The sequence below is a fragment of the Microcoleus sp. Pol14D4 genome, from assembly GCF_036701245.1.
GTDB lineage: Bacteria > Cyanobacteriota > Cyanobacteriia > Cyanobacteriales > Microcoleaceae > Microcoleus.
On the sequence record NZ_JAUBQM010000081.1, the window covers coordinates 16,070 to 30,872 of the forward strand.

General features: G+C 47.1%; 13 protein-coding genes. 10 read left to right on the plus strand and 3 right to left on the minus strand.

Annotated elements, in window-relative coordinates; all coding sequences use genetic code 11:
* Positions 1–79 precede the first annotated feature (79 nt).
* Both QUA33_RS22850 and QUA33_RS22855 read right to left on the minus strand, forming a co-directional pair.
* Positions 80–2,062 (minus strand): calcium-binding protein, encoded by a 1,983-nt coding sequence (locus QUA33_RS22850; RefSeq protein ID WP_333151411.1) that lies wholly within the window; start codon positions 2,060–2,062, stop codon positions 80–82.
* Positions 2,063–2,525: 463 nt separating this feature from the next.
* A complete protein-coding gene (locus QUA33_RS22855; protein ID WP_333151413.1) occupies positions 2,526–3,659 on the minus strand; it encodes a cob(I)yrinic acid a,c-diamide adenosyltransferase in 1,134 nt (377 codons plus the stop codon).
* A 227-nt stretch (positions 3,660–3,886) separates the two neighbouring features.
* Here QUA33_RS22855 and fraC point away from each other — a divergent pair, with 227 nt between their 5' ends.
* The 6 genes from fraC to QUA33_RS22885 all read left to right on the plus strand — a co-directional run bounded on the left by fraC (position 3,887) and on the right by QUA33_RS22885 (position 9,128).
* Positions 3,887–4,405, plus strand: a complete 519-nt coding sequence (fraC, locus tag QUA33_RS22860; RefSeq protein WP_333069349.1) for a filament integrity protein FraC — start codon at positions 3,887–3,889, stop codon at positions 4,403–4,405.
* Positions 4,406–4,410: 5 nt separating this feature from the next.
* Positions 4,411–5,409 carry a DUF5357 family protein gene (locus QUA33_RS22865; RefSeq protein ID WP_333151415.1) on the plus strand — a complete coding sequence of 333 codons (999 nt, stop codon included), beginning with the start codon at positions 4,411–4,413 and terminating at the stop codon, positions 5,407–5,409.
* Positions 5,410–5,614: 205 nt separating this feature from the next.
* Complete coding sequence (locus tag QUA33_RS22870) at positions 5,615–6,388, plus strand: ABC transporter permease (RefSeq protein ID WP_333151417.1); 774 nt, start codon at positions 5,615–5,617, stop codon at positions 6,386–6,388.
* Positions 6,389–6,511: 123 nt separating this feature from the next.
* The gene (locus QUA33_RS22875) at positions 6,512–7,270 is read left to right on the plus strand and encodes a Uma2 family endonuclease (RefSeq protein WP_333151418.1); all 759 of its coding nucleotides are present in this window, start codon (positions 6,512–6,514) and stop codon (positions 7,268–7,270) included.
* A gap of 188 nt (positions 7,271–7,458) precedes the next feature.
* The gene (gene larE, locus QUA33_RS22880) at positions 7,459–8,286 is read left to right on the plus strand and encodes an ATP-dependent sacrificial sulfur transferase LarE (protein WP_333151420.1); all 828 of its coding nucleotides are present in this window, start codon (positions 7,459–7,461) and stop codon (positions 8,284–8,286) included.
* A gap of 107 nt (positions 8,287–8,393) precedes the next feature.
* Positions 8,394–9,128, plus strand: a complete 735-nt coding sequence (locus QUA33_RS22885; RefSeq protein WP_333151422.1) for an SGNH/GDSL hydrolase family protein — start codon at positions 8,394–8,396, stop codon at positions 9,126–9,128.
* Between the two features lie 129 nt (positions 9,129–9,257).
* Here the strand turns inward: QUA33_RS22885 and QUA33_RS22890 are convergent, their stop codons facing one another.
* Positions 9,258–11,102 carry a polysaccharide biosynthesis/export family protein gene (locus QUA33_RS22890; protein ID WP_333151424.1) on the minus strand — a complete coding sequence of 615 codons (1,845 nt, stop codon included), beginning with the start codon at positions 11,100–11,102 and terminating at the stop codon, positions 9,258–9,260.
* 330 nt (positions 11,103–11,432) lie between these two features.
* On the opposite strand from QUA33_RS22890, the gene QUA33_RS22895 reads away from it, so the two are divergent.
* The 4 genes from QUA33_RS22895 to QUA33_RS22910 all read left to right on the plus strand — a co-directional run bounded on the left by QUA33_RS22895 (position 11,433) and on the right by QUA33_RS22910 (position 14,750).
* The gene (locus tag QUA33_RS22895; RefSeq protein ID WP_333151426.1) at positions 11,433–12,122 is read left to right on the plus strand and encodes a class I SAM-dependent methyltransferase; all 690 of its coding nucleotides are present in this window, start codon (positions 11,433–11,435) and stop codon (positions 12,120–12,122) included.
* Positions 12,123–12,476: 354 nt separating this feature from the next.
* Positions 12,477–13,115 (plus strand): histidine phosphatase family protein, encoded by a 639-nt coding sequence (locus tag QUA33_RS22900; protein ID WP_333151428.1) that lies wholly within the window; start codon positions 12,477–12,479, stop codon positions 13,113–13,115.
* Between the two features lie 145 nt (positions 13,116–13,260).
* Positions 13,261–14,028, plus strand: a complete 768-nt coding sequence (locus QUA33_RS22905) for a YebC/PmpR family DNA-binding transcriptional regulator (RefSeq protein WP_333151430.1) — start codon at positions 13,261–13,263, stop codon at positions 14,026–14,028.
* A gap of 122 nt (positions 14,029–14,150) precedes the next feature.
* Positions 14,151–14,750: a hypothetical protein gene (locus tag QUA33_RS22910; RefSeq protein ID WP_333151432.1), complete on the plus strand. Its 600-nt coding sequence runs from the start codon at positions 14,151–14,153 to the stop codon at positions 14,748–14,750.
* Positions 14,751–14,803 lie beyond the last annotated feature (53 nt).

A 14,803-nucleotide genomic window follows, 5' to 3' on the forward strand; every position in this document is an offset into this window, starting at 1 on the left:
GCTCGAAACATACCACAATTAGTTTTGAGAGTTGGCGCGGGCGATGTTTCAGCATCGACCCGACCCACTTTTACCCAAATTAAATCAGGGTAATGTCAGCAGCCGTAATGCCAGGTCTGCCATTCAGAATTGCCAGTGTAACGCCTGGGTCAGAACCACCAAAACCGTCAGAGTCAAATCCTAGTCGTCCAGTTGAATTTTCATAAAAGACGAACGGCTCTGTCGGGCCTGCCCCGGCTGGACCAAAACTGCTGTTGTAAGACCCACTCTCAACCGCCAAGAAGGCCTGCGAAGAAATTCGATTCGTATTTGGCACTACCCTCAAGTTGGGGAAGCCGTTGGAGCCATTGAGTTGGAAGATAAACTTGTCTTGACCGATCGTAAAATCGCCGATTTGGTCTGTGTTTGTACCGACTGCGCCTTCGCCGAAGTTGTTGTAGTAGAAGCTGTCATTGCCACTGCCACCAATCAGCGTGTCAGCACCCGGCCCGCCTCCGAGAGAGTCGTTACCGTCGCCGCCGATCAAATAGTCGTTACCAAAGCCGCCCAGCATGGTGTCGTTTCCGGCACCGGCATTTAAGGTATCGTCCCCAGCTCCTCCGAGGGAGTCGGTAGCATTGGATGAGTCGCCGAACAGGATGTCATCCCCGTTACCAGTAGTTATGACATCAGTGCCGTTACCACCAGTAATGAAGTTGCTGCCTAGGGTATCGCTAATCAAGTTGGCGACTGTGCCGCTAAAGGTGACGCCGCTAGCGTAGGAGATGAAGTCGTTACCCGCAAAGTTGCCGATCACGCGATCGCGCTGGCTGCCAAAGATGATGGTGTCACTTCCCTCGCTACCGTTCATGAGGTTGGTGACGGTGAAGCTGCTGCCAGTAGTAGGATTGGTGTAGCCAATTAACAGATCGTTGCCCAGCCCGCCTTCGAGAGTAATCAAAGCAGTACCAGTACCACCAAAAAAGGCCCTGGTAGCATCGAGAGTATCGTTGCCATCTCCACCGGCTGCGTTAGTAAATGTACCGCTCAGGCTGTCGTTGCCTTCGCCGCCAATCATCGTATCGCTGGAGAAGGCAGCGACGATCGTGTCATTGCCTACTCCGCCGTCGAGCAAGTTGCGACCCGCGAAGCCTGGGAATGAACTGGAGGCGCCTACGCTCGAAATTACATTCGGCACCGACGCCGACACGATGAAGTCGTCGCCTGCACCTCCCAACGCAGTATCCGAAGTGGCAAAAACGTTGATCGTGTCGTTACCGTCGCCGCCATCAAAGAAGTTTCTGCCGCCGCCAAACTCGCCGATCGCCCCGGTGAGAGAATCGTTGCCGCCACCACCAATCAAGGTGGTTCTCTCAATTCCGATCGTGATGACCGAGGAAGTAAATGGGCTGCTTTGCGTACTGTTGGTAATCACTAAGATGTCGTCGTCAAGATCGCCCGACAGGTAGCTGTTGCTGGCCACACCTCTTAGGGTGTCGTTGCCTTTACCGCCAAAGAGAGTGTCTCTTACATTGATACCTACAACCAAGTCGTCGCCATTATCACCCCGCAAGTAGTTGCTGCCTTCATTGCCAGCGAAGCCAATACCCAAGCCACCCTGTAAAGAAAGGTTGTTGCCACCGCCTGCAATGAAGAAGCCGATCGCGTCATTGTCCTTACCGCCGTAGAGGGAATCTCCTCTCTGCGCCCCTCCCAGAATCGTATCTGCGCCCTGATTACCAAACATCAGGTTAGCTTCGACAGTACCTTGGAGGATGTCTTCTCCCAAACCGCCGGCCACGGTAGCGCGGGCTTCAGCGACTATGGTGTCCGAGCCTGCGTCGCCAAACAGCAAAGCCGGAGTGCGCTGAGATCTGATTGAATCTTCGTCGTCGCCGCCGTATATGGTATCGTTCGGGCCAACTGAAATCAGAGTATCGTTATCGCCTTGGCCAAATATTAAGCTGCCGCCCAGGGTGGAAGTTCTAACGAAATCCGCCCCAGCTCCGGCGAATACTGTATCCGGGCCTAGTCCCGGAAGGTTTAAATCTAGTTGATTAGGATTGTCATCTAACGTTGTCATAAAGCTTCACTCCTCTACTTGTTGGTCATCGCTGGTGCGACTACAGACACTGCCTAGAACACCGAATGTTTGGATTCCGCTGTAGTTTAACCTGTTTGCCAGCCGCAAGTCTAGCCTACTGGCGTTAACCCTGTCTAGACTTTCTCCCTCGCGGTTTTTTTGCTTGTAAGCTTTTATTTTCAAAGTCTTCACCCTTTAATAATCCTGGTGCACTGTCTCAGGTGCTCACGCTCCATAAGACGCGGCTCATATTCTTAATGTTCCACTCTGGATTTGCGGTCGGGGATCGCGTCCGGGGGAGGAAATTAAAGATTAAAAAAGGCAGATCTGGGTGATCGGGAAGACAAGGGAAATTGGGAGATTTGTTACTTGGTAACAAGGCTTTGTGGCAATTTCCGGTTTTCCAGGCAGGGTCGTCATTTAATAATTCTGACCCGGATTGAACTGCGTACCGCTCCGGGCTTTAAAAGTCTACGCCCCGCTTTAGTTCTACGCCCCGATCGCCGTAGTGTTTGTGACAGTATACCTCGGAGTGTACGCTTGCCAAGTCAAAGTAAGCATGGGGTTTGTGGCAACGCCCGGTGATAATAATTTCTGTATCCCGCGGCTTGCGTAGCAGAGCTTCGACGATCGGCTCTACCGGCAGCAGTTCTAAGTCTACTGTGGGATTGAGTTCGTCGAGAATAATCGTTTTGTACCAGCCGCTGGCGATCGCACATTTGGCGATTTCCCAACCGCGTTCTGCTTCTATGCAGTCTAGCTCTTGCTGTTGCCCCCGCCAAACTATAGCATCTCGGCCGCACCGCTGGTGGTCTACTAGCTGTGGATAGCTTTGGCGCAAAGCTGCGATCGCCGCATCTTCTGTATAACCGGTGCCGCCTTTTAGCCACTGCACGATTAACACCCGGTGAGATTGGTCTTGACTGATACCCCTACCTATTGCCTGCAAAGCTTTGCCCAAAGCGCTTGTAGACTTGCCTTTGCCCGCTCCGGTGTATATTTCGATACCCGAAATATGATGCTCTGCCGCTGCGGGGTGATAGTGGGGCTTCATTTCTGAATGCAAGTCGGCAATCTCCAGCAAAGCGGACGGGGCCGCTCGGCCTGTGGCGATGACTTCTAAATATTCTGGTTTGTTTTTGAGGGTTTGGACTACTTCGTCAACTGGCAGCAAACCCAAGTCCAATACGGGGTTTAGTTCGTCTAGTACCACGACGGAATAGAGCTCGCTGGCGATCGCTCCTTTGGCGATATCCCAGCCTCGCTGAGCTTCGGCGCGATCGAAGCGGGTGATTGCTTCGGCCCCAAAATATTCCGCTCTGCCGGTACGCACTTGGTCGATCAAGTGCGGAAATGCCCGTTGCAAGGCTTCTATTGCTCCGTCTTCGTCGTAGGAGCGACCGGGGCCTTTGAGAAAGCGCAGCAACAAAACTCGCGTGGGCGAGTCAGAATTGATACCCAGCCCGATCGACCGCAACACTACTCCCAAAGCTGCCTGAGACTTGCCTTTACCGGCGCCGTCGTAGACGTGAATCTGACCCGCGGCGCGTTCCGATCGGGATGAGGCTGTCCGAATACCAATGCCATTCCTTACCATAATCAGAAGTTGTTTGAGTCTGTATCGGGGTGGGTATTCGATCGCGCGCCTTGAATGTTTAATTTTTCCATTCTGTTGGCGGATCTCAACTGATTATACGATAAGTTCTAACCCCCAATCTTTTAAGCCACGATTTAACGCAATCAGGTGCTTAAACCTCCGGTTAAGATTATTCCGCTTGTGCTGTACAATTAAAATCTAACACGGACTGATATACCTAAAGGCTTATGATTGCGAGTGTTTTCCCATTTCGGACTGTTTTGGTGCAAATTTTAATTATGTTTTTGGCGATCGCGATCGAATCGTGGTTTTTGCAAAAACTACTTAAACTCGGCCCCAAAACCAGCATTGAATATACAGCCATCCTCAATCTATCTTGCACTTGCGTAGGCTGGTTAGTTTTCTTCGGCATTGAAAGCGTTCTTAGCAAAGAATTGCGGGAACAGCTTATCGGTTATATTTTATTAGGACGTGGGGATAATGTTTACGCTCCAATAACTATGATAGCACTCTCAGTATTAGCAGTAACTTTTCTAGCTAAATGGCAGGGATTAGAATTCATAGAAAACATGGTTTCTGGCAATAAAAAAGCTTCCAAGCCAGCATTTTTAGGGCCGCCGAGCCTCACCCGCCGTGCTCCCAAAAGAACTTTTCAAGTAACTACCCAATTTGGCGGAATTTTAATCGCCCACATTGTTAGCAATGTCGTTATTTTAACCGTGTTGTTTTTGCAAAGCGTCTATTAAAATTTATGATGAAGCAATTTTTTGATGTCACTCAGCAACTCACTAAACTGACGAACAACCTTTGGGAAACCAATAAAAAAATCCAAAAGGCGATGATTCCGCCTAAAGTTGTTCACTGGAAGACTCCTTTACTACTCAGCATCTTTTTAGCTTTGCTGACAGTGGCGGCAGTCACTGACTGGCGGACGAGAACTCTGCTTTTTGATATGAGCTGGTTATTTTTTACACTTTCAATGGGTTTGCTGACCAGTCAGCAACCTTTTGTTATTAAAGGAGTAAGTCTGAGTCCGTGGGTGACAAGCATCTTAATTGGCTTGTGGTTGCTGGTAAGATTGCCGTCGGATAGGAAGGAAATAGCGTGGATATCCGGTCCACTGATAGCAGTAGTAGTTCTTGCTACAATAGAGGTTTGGAATAGCGAGTCAAAACGAGAAGGTATCAGGTCGTTGGTGCGCCCTCAGTTTTTGATCATTACTCTAGTTCACCTGCTGTTTTCCTGTTGGTTTGCTTTTCACTTTTTAATTCAGGGTTGGATACGACAGTACCCGAGCGTGTTATCCCAGGATTTGAGGCAAAGCGATTATGTGGTGACATTTCAACAGCCAACTATTAATCGCTCTCGAGGAGTTGTCATCCTCAATGCAATGGAGGCATATTTGCGAAATGAAGCCCGCACAAAACCGTGGGCGCAAGTAGAGCAAATGTTAATAGATATTGACAACGAGCGATTTTTTCTGCGGAATCAAGCCTTAAAAACAACAGGGGTAGTCGCAGAAGATGCGAGGTGGGATGTCAAAACTTCGATCGTTCAAGGAGAGTCCCGCTATCAGTTAGAGATGCAGGCAACTTGGCTGGGATTGGTTTTTAGACCGGAAATATATTCGTTTACCAAATCTTGCGAGGTGTTCGCCGTAGCCAATAGAGCGACTGTAACCTGCGGTGCCATCAAACGCTCTCAACCCGGACAGCAAAAAGATGGAACGGCGGGGGACAGTCAAGTTTGATTCTGTCTCTGTTAACTAATTGCGATTGGTATAGCGGGAGAGTGAAAGAGTGAAAGAGTCTGAGAGTCGGAGATGGAAAAAATCCTCTTTCTTCCCTCTTCCCTCTTCCTTCTTTTTAATCTGAGCGAAGCCGAAGAGCTTTCTTCCTTCTTCCTTCTTCCTGACACTAAAGTATGGCGAAAGTTTTCAGCGAGTTAATAACTAGATGAATTTGAGAAGAATCTTGACAGTCGCGACCAATGTATTTTGGGAAGTAATTCGCGACCGCATCCTTTACTTAATTATTATTTTTGCTCTGTTGATGGGCGCATCGGTACGGTTGATACCGGAATTGGCGGCGACAACCGAAAAGAAAATTATCTTAGATATCGGTTTGGCTGCTATGAGCCTCCTCGGTCTAATTGCCACAGTCTTTGTGGCTACCGGACTGGTCAACAAAGAAATTGAAAAACGGACTGTTTATCTGTTAGTTGCTAAACCGATAAGTCGGGCGGAGTTAATTGTGGGCAAGCACTTAGGGCTGTCGGCGGTGCTGGCGGTGCTTGTAGCAGCAATGACTGTTATCTATCTGGCTATTCTGAGTTTGAGCCACATTCCTTTCCCTTTGGAAAGCATTTTAATCGCTTCGTTGTTTGTCTGGTTTGAACTGTGTCTCATGGCCGGTGTCGGGATTTTATTTGGGGTTTTTAGCAGTTCGCTGCTGGCAACTTTACTGACATTTGGCGTTTATTTAATGGGACATTCGACGCGGGATTTAGTTGCTTTGGGCAAGTTAACTAAAAATCCTGGTATTGAACAACTGATGATGGGACTATATCTGGTTTTGCCGGATTTAGCCAGATTCAATTTGAGAAACGATGCTGTTTACGGACAAGTACCTTACTTGGCAGGTTTGATTACAGATGCTGGCTACGGTTTGCTGTATGTGGTGCTGCTGCTGTCAGTTGCGATCGCCATCTTTTCTCGTAGGGAATTTTAAAAGCCGCCTTCGCTATTTTCAAAAGTGTGAGTATATCAAATTATCACGCTAAAATATAAAGGAGGCGATCGCTAAGAAATCTCGACTAAAAGTCAAACTTTTATTGGTAAAATGAGGTGACTTATGACTACTGTAATTCACAAACCGATATCCCAGCTCAAGATTACTTGGCCTCTGCTACCCGATGATTTTATCCTACCAGACGACCCTGTAGACGATATAGACCATCCCTTGCTAGCTAACGGTTTGCGCCAGTCGGTAGTGGATTACCCGGAACTAATGCAAGACGCACTAATAGTTTCTAATTTTGCTTTGTGTGCTGCTGTGGACGATCGCACTATTTGCAAAGCCCCAGACTGGATGTACGTGCAGCCGGTTCAACCTTGGCCTCACAACTATCCCCGCCGCAGTTACACCCCTCATACCGAAGGAACTGTCCCTTTTGTAGTGATGGAATTTCTATCAGCTACTTACGGCGACGAATACTCTGTCGAACACACAGAAGAAATCGGCAAGTGGTTTTTTTGCGAACAAGTAATCAAAGTTCCTCGCTATGTCATTTTTCGACCGCAGACAGCCAGAATAGAAGTTTATGCGCTTGAATCAGAGCGTTATGACAATCAAAATCCTGATGAAAACTGCCGTTATTTAATACCTGGATTAAATCTATTTTTGGGTGTGTGGCAGGGAACTCGCGAAGGTAGAACGGGATATTGGCTGCGTTGTTGGCTGCGTTGGTGGAATGCTGAAGGAGAACTGCTTTTGTGGCCGGAAGAAAGGGCAGAAAATGAACGCCAGCGGGCAGAAAATGAACGCCAGCGAGCCGATCGCCGACAGCAAGACAAAGAGTTAGCCGAGACGCTGCTGGAACAGGAAAGATAGCGAAATCAAGAACTTTTGGCTCGATTGGCAGCCCTCGGTATCGATCCAGAATAGCATTAGAAGTCGATGTCCGTCGGAAGAAAGAAGTGGTTCGAGGGAAGAAAGGAACCCGCTCGATATATGCTTTCTTCATTCTTCTTTATTGAGTTTGCTTTCTTACTTATATGTTCGTAAAAAAAGGTGAAATTATGTTAATACAAAAACTAGAACAATTAAAAGATATTTTCGCACAGATGGAACGGGCTTTGATTGCCTACTCCGGCGGAATTGACAGCACTTTGGTAGCCAAAATCGCTTTTGATGTGTTGGGCGATCGCGCTTTGGCAGTGACGGCAGTTTCTCCGTCTTTACTGCCAGAAGATTTAGAAGATGCGCGCATTCAAGCAGCAGAAATTGGGATTGCCCACGAGGAAGTAGAAACTCAGGAAATGGCAAATCCCAATTACACTTCTAACCCGGTTAACCGCTGCTATTTCTGCAAAAGCGAACTGCACGATACTTTGAAACCCCTAGCACTAGCAAAGGGTTATCCTTATGTGGTGGATGGGGTTAATGCTGACGATTTAAAGGATTACCGTCCCGGAATTCAGGCGGCCAAGGAACGCGGTGCGCGATCGCCCTTAGCAGAAGTAGGAATCACTAAATTTGAAGTGCGGCAGTTGGCAAAAGAATTGGCTTTGCCTTGGTGGGACAAACCCGCTCAACCTTGTTTGAGTTCGCGCTTTCCTTACGGTGAAGAAATCACCGTTAGAAAGTTGCAAAGAGTGGGGCGCGCTGAACGGTATTTGCGCCAGTTGGGACTGAAAAATTTGCGAGTGCGATCTGAGGGAGATACGGCGCGCATTGAGTTACCGGCAGAGGAGATTCGGGAGTTTGTGCTAAATACGGATTTGCCTGCTTTGGTTGCGGTGTTTCAGGAGTTTGGTTTTATGTACGCGACTTTGGATTTGGAGGGGTTTCGCAGCGGCAAATTAAATCAGGTTTTGCAGCAGGAGTTGTTGGGGGCGAAAGATTGATTAATTATCATGAAAAGAGGATCGCAATTTCGCTAAATTTGCATAAATCCTGACTGTCGGTCAAAGGAATAGCATAAACTAAACTAGCAGCAAAATTAGCAAGTTTTATGAAAGTTAAATTTAGGTTATTTTCAGTCCTGTTGGCTTTGTTTTTATCGGCGTATATCCCCTTTCGGGTGTTAGCTAACCCGCAACCTTCGGGTGATACAGTTAGTTCTGCACTGTGGTGGCAAGTTGCTGTGTACAATCAGGTACAACAAATTAAAGATCGGCAATATCAAGGGTGTGTGTGGGGCGATTCTATTTCCTCGGCTCTGGGAGACTCTTTGGGAGCAGAAAATTTTAATTTTGCGATCGGAGGGATGAGTTCAGTCTCGCTGCTAGAACAGCTTAAACTTGTAGTGCCGCTTCGGTTTACCTGCGAAAAAGCGATTGTGGCGATCGGTACAAATGATGCTATGTACGGCATTAGCGACGAGCAGTTTGTCAGCAATTTAAAAGAGGCGATCGCGGTGATGCGATCGATCGGAACAAAACAAATTATTCTGATTCCTGCTTTTTACTCAACTCTTGCCGCCAGCTACAATCCTAAATTAGCAGGAACAATTGCTAGAGTTGACGAAATCAATGGTCTCATCAATCGAGTAGCAGCCGCTGAAAATGTGACTGTTGAATCTCGCGGCATACAAGCATTGTTTAAGGAACAAGCTCTCAATGCAGATTTAACAATTGACGGTGTTCACCTCAATGCTAAAGGTTTAAATATATACAGAAAAGTTTTGTTAAATATTTTGAATGGTCTCTTAACAACTCGCAATTTTTATGAGATAATATGTGTTTAAATTATTACTTTAAATTCCTTCCGGACTTGAGTCGTGTGTTTTGAACTCAACGACCCTAATCAATTTTGTTGCAGGGAGGACTGAAGTCCTCACTACAAACTTATCAGGGTTATTTTACCTGACTAGATATCAAGGAGTAGTTGTCGTAGTTTGTGGCTGCATTTGCTGCGGCTGCTGATTTTGGAGCTGAAGTTGCTGCTGTTGAATCTGAAGCTGCTGATTTTGCAGATCGATTTGTCGCTGTCTGTCTTCAAGTTGCAGTCTTCTATCTTCTGCTTGCTGCAATCTATCTTGACGTTGTAGCTCTCTTTCTAGCAGCCTGTCTTCACGTTGCTCTTGTCTGTCTTGACGTTGTTCGCGAATCTGCCTGAGCTGATTTCGCCGCTCGAAATCCCCTCCCAAAAATAAGTTTTGAAAAGCGTTGATAGTTGCTTGAAACCCAGTAAGAACGCCACTAACAGCGCTGACCCCACTTGCAACTCCTGTTATTGGCTGCAAGAAACTGTTGATATTGTCTCCTACCCTAGCATAGCCCGATCGCGCTACCAGAATCACATCGTCGTTGCGGAGAGTGGGGTTATTATTAGGATTCAACCCTTGAGCAAAATCTACCTCTATCGTGCGGCGAGAAACAGTACCGTTGGGGTTCAAACGCAAGAGTTCTACCTTGTCTTTTTTAGCTCGTAATTGATTGAAACTGCCTGCGGTGAGCAAAGCTTGGTGAAGGGAGGTACTAGGCCGCACCTGCAAAGCGCCAGGCCTAATTACTTCTCCTACAATATTGATGCTAATCGCGTTCGGAGAAAAACTGCTATTTGCGACTTGAGAAACTTCAGCCAAGTCTACAGTAGCTGCTGTCGGGATAATTACGCTATCTCCTTCTTGCAGCAAAATATCTTGAGTTGCGTCGCCTTTTTGCAGCAAATCCCACAGATTTACCATGATAGTTTGTTCATTGCCACCTCTGACTCGGCGGCGGATTTGCACCCGGCGAATGTCAGCTTCTGTAGTGATACCACCAGCAATTTTCAGTGCTCTAGTTATTGTGGGTAAGCCGACAACGGCTCCTTGCTGTTGGTCGATAGATACAAAACTCAACTCTGTTTGTTGGTTGCTCGATCGCACATCCGAAGCAAATACAGTATAAGGCCCCGGCCGGTTTACTTCCCCGACAATTACCACCCCAATTGGTTTAGTAATATCAGCGGAAAAATTAGCACTGGCTCTTTGACGAACTTCTTGAGTATTCAGAGCCCTTGCTGTCGGTACAAAAATTGTATCTCCATCTCGAATCGTGACATCTTGACGCAAATTTCCCGTGTCTAAAAAATCCTGCAAATCCACATTAGTAACTTGCTCCGGCCCGCCTCTGCGGGGACGGCGAATTTGGACATTTCGCATATCTCCTGCTGATGTCACCCCTTGTGCAAGCTGCAGCATTTCCATCAAAGTGGGGAATTTTACTCCTCCTCCTTCTCTAGTGGGATTAATCTTGTAGGAACCCGGGCGAGTAACTTCACCCGCAAGACCTATATTTAGGGGGCGAGCGACTATCACTGTCACGGTAACAACGGGAACATTGATGAAGGGTTCGTATCGCTGGGTAATTACATTAGCGGCTTGTTGCAGGGTCAAGCCTTGAATTGAGACGCTGCGAATGATTGGCAAATTGAGCGTCCCGTCAACTAACACTTGATATTCCTTGCTGAATTCAGGAACGCCGAAGATATCTAAAGCAACGCGATCGCCCGGGCCTAAAGTATAAGCTGCTTCTGGTGTCAGCGAACCAGAATTGCCGATCGGCGGCAAACTTACACCCCGAGGTGGCGGTGGCGGTACTATCGGTTGGTTTGAGTTAGGAGTGGCAGCAGGATTTCTGATGGCAGGCAACTGAGCTATACTGGGCAGCGAACTCAATAGCACCAGGAGTGCTGACAAACTCAGACTTGTAGCGGTTTGAACGGTATGTTTCATCTTTCTTCCCTGGTTGCAGCCTGCCAATGAACAAGAGCGATTTAGCTAGTGGATTTTAGTTTATTTTCCCTGCTGTCCAGTGTAGCCTCGCTTCGCTGCAAAATCCACAGGTAGAAGCATAAAAATTGTGCGATCGCACTTAACTATTTTGTACCTTGTTTATAAAGAAACTGTAAAGCCCGCCAACTGTTATCAGGATTAGGAGCTCGTTTGAGCAAAATTCTTCATACATAACTCGGCAGACAAATCAACCCGCCAAGGAAATGGATAAAAAAAACGCCCGTATTAGAGGTAAAATATTAAATAATTCTTTCTGCAGGACAAAGACAAGTGTCACTAAAATTGGATAAAGTAATTCCCTGGGGACGCTGCTTGGATGAATACATAGGAATGTTTAGCTTGACATCAAGTGACCTCAAGCTAAACATTCTTGATTGTGCCGCCGGCCCGGCAAGTTTCAATGCCGAAATGACTCGCCAAGGTAAAAAGGTAATTTCTTGCGATCCAGTTTATCAGTTTACTGCGGTGGAAATTGGCGATCGCATCCAAGAAACATATCAAACTGTGATTGACGGTGTTAAGGCAAATGTAGACGGCTATCTGTGGAATAATTTTGAATCGCCGTACCAGCTAGGCGAAGTGCGAATGAAGGCGATGCAGGAATTTTTAGAAGATTTTCCATCAGGCTTGCAGCAAGGCCGATACATTAATGCTGAGCTGCCAGTTTTGCCTTTCGAGAACGGTAAATTCGATTTAGCTTTGTGCAGCCATTTCTTATTTGCTTATTCTCACCTGCTTTCCGAAGAATTTCATCGGTCAGCAATTACAGAAATGTGTCGGGTTGCGAAGGAAGTCCGGGTATTCCCTTTGTTGCAGAGTTTTAGCGGAGAGGAATCCGATCACTTAAATCCGACGATCGCAGAATTGAAAAAGAGAAGTTTTAGTGTAGAAATTCAAGAGGCTCCTTATGAGTTTCAAAAAGGCGGGAATAAGATGCTGCGAGTTAGAGGGCGAATGTAATGGCTACACAAACTGTCGTCCGCGCCACGCGGAATGAAATAAAAATAGGGTGACGAGACTTATTTTATAAATTTTTCATTAATCGTAAAATAGCAGATTAACGCAGATGTCTTGCAAAATATTTTGCGACTTTTTTAAGATATCGAGAAAAAGCTTGCTTGCGTACCTGATTTTGAATACATGGCAAAATCTACTGTAAAGTTAAAAATACGATCGCATCCATCACCCATTACCAAATCCACCATCCATCTGCGTGCCTCTGCAGTTAAAAAATCTCATCAATAGCTTTGCAACAAATCAAATTACCCAACTTTGATATAATATTACACCTAGAAGCCAAACTCAAACCAACTCATGCCGCAAACAGTCTGGATCGCACGACACGGAAACCGCATCGACTTCGTTAACCCCGACTGGTTTCTCACCGCAGAACACCGCTACGATCCCCACCTTTCCGAAGACGGTCACGTTCAAGCCAAACAACTCGCCAATCGCCTCAAAGGTGAAGGAATTTCTCATATATTTGCTTCCCCTTTTCTGCGAACTGTCCAAACAGCAAATCACGCGGCAGAAGCTCTCGATTTGTCAATTAAACTAGAGTGGGGACTGTGCGAATGGCTGAATCCTGAATGGATGACAGAAATGCCGGAAACTGAGTCCGTAGAAGCTTTGTGCAGGCGTTTTCCCAGGATTGATGCTTCCTACAAAGGCGGTATTGCTAATTATCCCGAAACTGGGGAAGCTTGTTTCAAAAGGGCGGGGGAAACTGCTAAACGCCTCGCGGCTGAGTTTCCCGAAGATATGTTATTGGTAGGTCACGGTGCGTCGGTTTTAGGAACTGCGATCGGCCTGGCGGGCTGTGCTGAAACGGAAATTAACGCTTCTTTGTGCTGTTTGGTGAAAGTGGTGCGGAGTGAGGGAGAATGGTCGATCGCACTTAATGGCGATACTTCTCACCTGACTGACTCTGAAACCGCGATCCGGTTTAATTAAAGTTGAGATTAGTGCCAAAAATCGCATTTTATGCTATGTGTGTAAGGTGCGCCGAGGTGCACCCTACGTTAATCTGATTTGTCCGAATCTGGGTGTTATTGTTTAATCTCGATCGCACATTTTAAATCGAAAAGCTTAAATCGGTATGGCAGGACACAGTAAGTGGGCGAATATTAAACGCCAAAAAGCTAGAGTTGATGCCGTTAAAGGCAAGGTTTTTGCTAGAATATCTCGCGAAATTATTGTCGCGGCCCGCAGCGGAGTTCCCGATCCCGCTGGAAATTTTCAACTGCGGACGGCTATAGAAAAAGCCAAGGCGGCGAGTATTCCTAATGAAAACATAGAAAGGGCGATCGCCAAAGGTGCGGGCTTGGCCGGGGGAAGTTCGGATTTAGAAGCTATTCGCTACGAAGGTTACGGCGTTGGCGGAGTTGCTATTCTGATTGAAGCGCTGACAGACAACCGCAACCGCACAGCGGCTGACTTGCGAGAAGCTTTTACTAAAAATGGCGGCAACCTGGGCGAAACTGGTTGTGTGGGCTGGATGTTTGACCACAAAGGAGTTTGTACGGTACGCGGCCCGATTGATGAGGAACAATTGTTTGAAGCGTCATTAGAGGCGGCTGCGGAATCTTATGATTTGATATTAATTGATGAGGATACTGAAGGTGCAGAGGTATTTACAAGCGTGGCTAATTTGGAACAACTGGCTGATGTTTTGAAACAAAAAAATTTTGCAGTTTTGCAGTCGGAAACTCGCTGGATTCCCAGCAATACAGTGGAAATAGACACTCCTGAAAAAGCTCGATCGCTCCTGAAGTTAATGGACGCACTGGAAGATTTGGATGACGTGCAAAGCGTGACAGCGAATTTTGAAATGACAGATGAATTGATGTCTTTGAGTATGGTTTAATGCTTTAAAGATGAGGGATCTGGATCGTCCTGCTGGCACTGCAAAAGACGAAAACTCGCCAGCGGGACGATCGCGCTACACTATGACCAGGAAACGAATCCCCATCTGTAGGCGAGTGGGGAGTGTCAATCCAACGCATTGCTGAAAAAGCTGCATTGAAAAACTCAACCCACAGTAAAGCCATGCTAGATAACAACGAAAGCAAAAGAGACAGCACCCACTCAGAAGAAGTTCTGTCAGCAACCGAAGTATCAGAAACCAAGGATCGATCCGAATCAAATGTGCAGGCTGAACCAGGGGGTAAATCCAATTGGTTCGGTTCCGTTTTCGGAGCCGTCTCTGCAAGGGCGAGTGCGGTAAGGAATGCGGCAGCCAGTGCTGGAGGTGCGATTGTTAATACGGCGAGTGCGGTGGGGAATGCAGCAGGCAGTGCTGGAGATGCGATTGTTGTTAATACCGCGAGTGCGGTAGGGAATGCCGGAAGTGCGATCGTTAATACCGCGAGTGCGGTGGGGAATGCAGCAGGCAGTGCTGGAGGTGCGATTGTTGTTAATACCGCGAGTGCGGTAGGCAATGCCGGAAGTGCGATTGTTAATACCGCGAGTGCGGTAGGCAATGCGGTAGGGAATGCCGGAAGTGCGATTGTTAATACGGCTAGTGCGGTGGGGAATGCAGCAAGCAGTGCTGGAGGTGAGATTGGGAGCGTGTCACTTTTGCAATAAGTACAAATACTTAAATAAGGCTGTTGTGACCAATTGCAGCCATTCTGAGTAAA

What these genes read in the sequence shown, in the direction of transcription:
- QUA33_RS22890 (WP_333151424.1), bottom strand. Translation starts at nt 11,102, where the DNA reads ATGAAACATACCGTTCAAACCGCTACAAGTCTGAGTTTGTCAGCACTC.
- QUA33_RS22855 (WP_333151413.1), bottom strand. Translation starts at nt 3,659, where the DNA reads ATGGTAAGGAATGGCATTGGTATTCGGACAGCCTCATCCCGATCGGAA.
- QUA33_RS22900 (WP_333151428.1), top strand. Translation starts at nt 12,477, where the DNA reads ATGCCGCAAACAGTCTGGATCGCACGACACGGAAACCGCATCGACTTC.
- larE (WP_333151420.1), top strand. Translation starts at nt 7,459, where the DNA reads ATGTTAATACAAAAACTAGAACAATTAAAAGATATTTTCGCACAGATG.
- QUA33_RS22885 (WP_333151422.1), top strand. Translation starts at nt 8,394, where the DNA reads ATGAAAGTTAAATTTAGGTTATTTTCAGTCCTGTTGGCTTTGTTTTTA.
- QUA33_RS22870 (WP_333151417.1), top strand. Translation starts at nt 5,615, where the DNA reads ATGAATTTGAGAAGAATCTTGACAGTCGCGACCAATGTATTTTGGGAA.
- QUA33_RS22905 (WP_333151430.1), top strand. Translation starts at nt 13,261, where the DNA reads ATGGCAGGACACAGTAAGTGGGCGAATATTAAACGCCAAAAAGCTAGA.
- QUA33_RS22865 (WP_333151415.1), top strand. Translation starts at nt 4,411, where the DNA reads ATGATGAAGCAATTTTTTGATGTCACTCAGCAACTCACTAAACTGACG.
- fraC (WP_333069349.1), top strand. Translation starts at nt 3,887, where the DNA reads ATGATTGCGAGTGTTTTCCCATTTCGGACTGTTTTGGTGCAAATTTTA.
- QUA33_RS22875 (WP_333151418.1), top strand. Translation starts at nt 6,512, where the DNA reads ATGACTACTGTAATTCACAAACCGATATCCCAGCTCAAGATTACTTGG.
- QUA33_RS22850 (WP_333151411.1), bottom strand. Translation starts at nt 2,062, where the DNA reads ATGACAACGTTAGATGACAATCCTAATCAACTAGATTTAAACCTTCCG.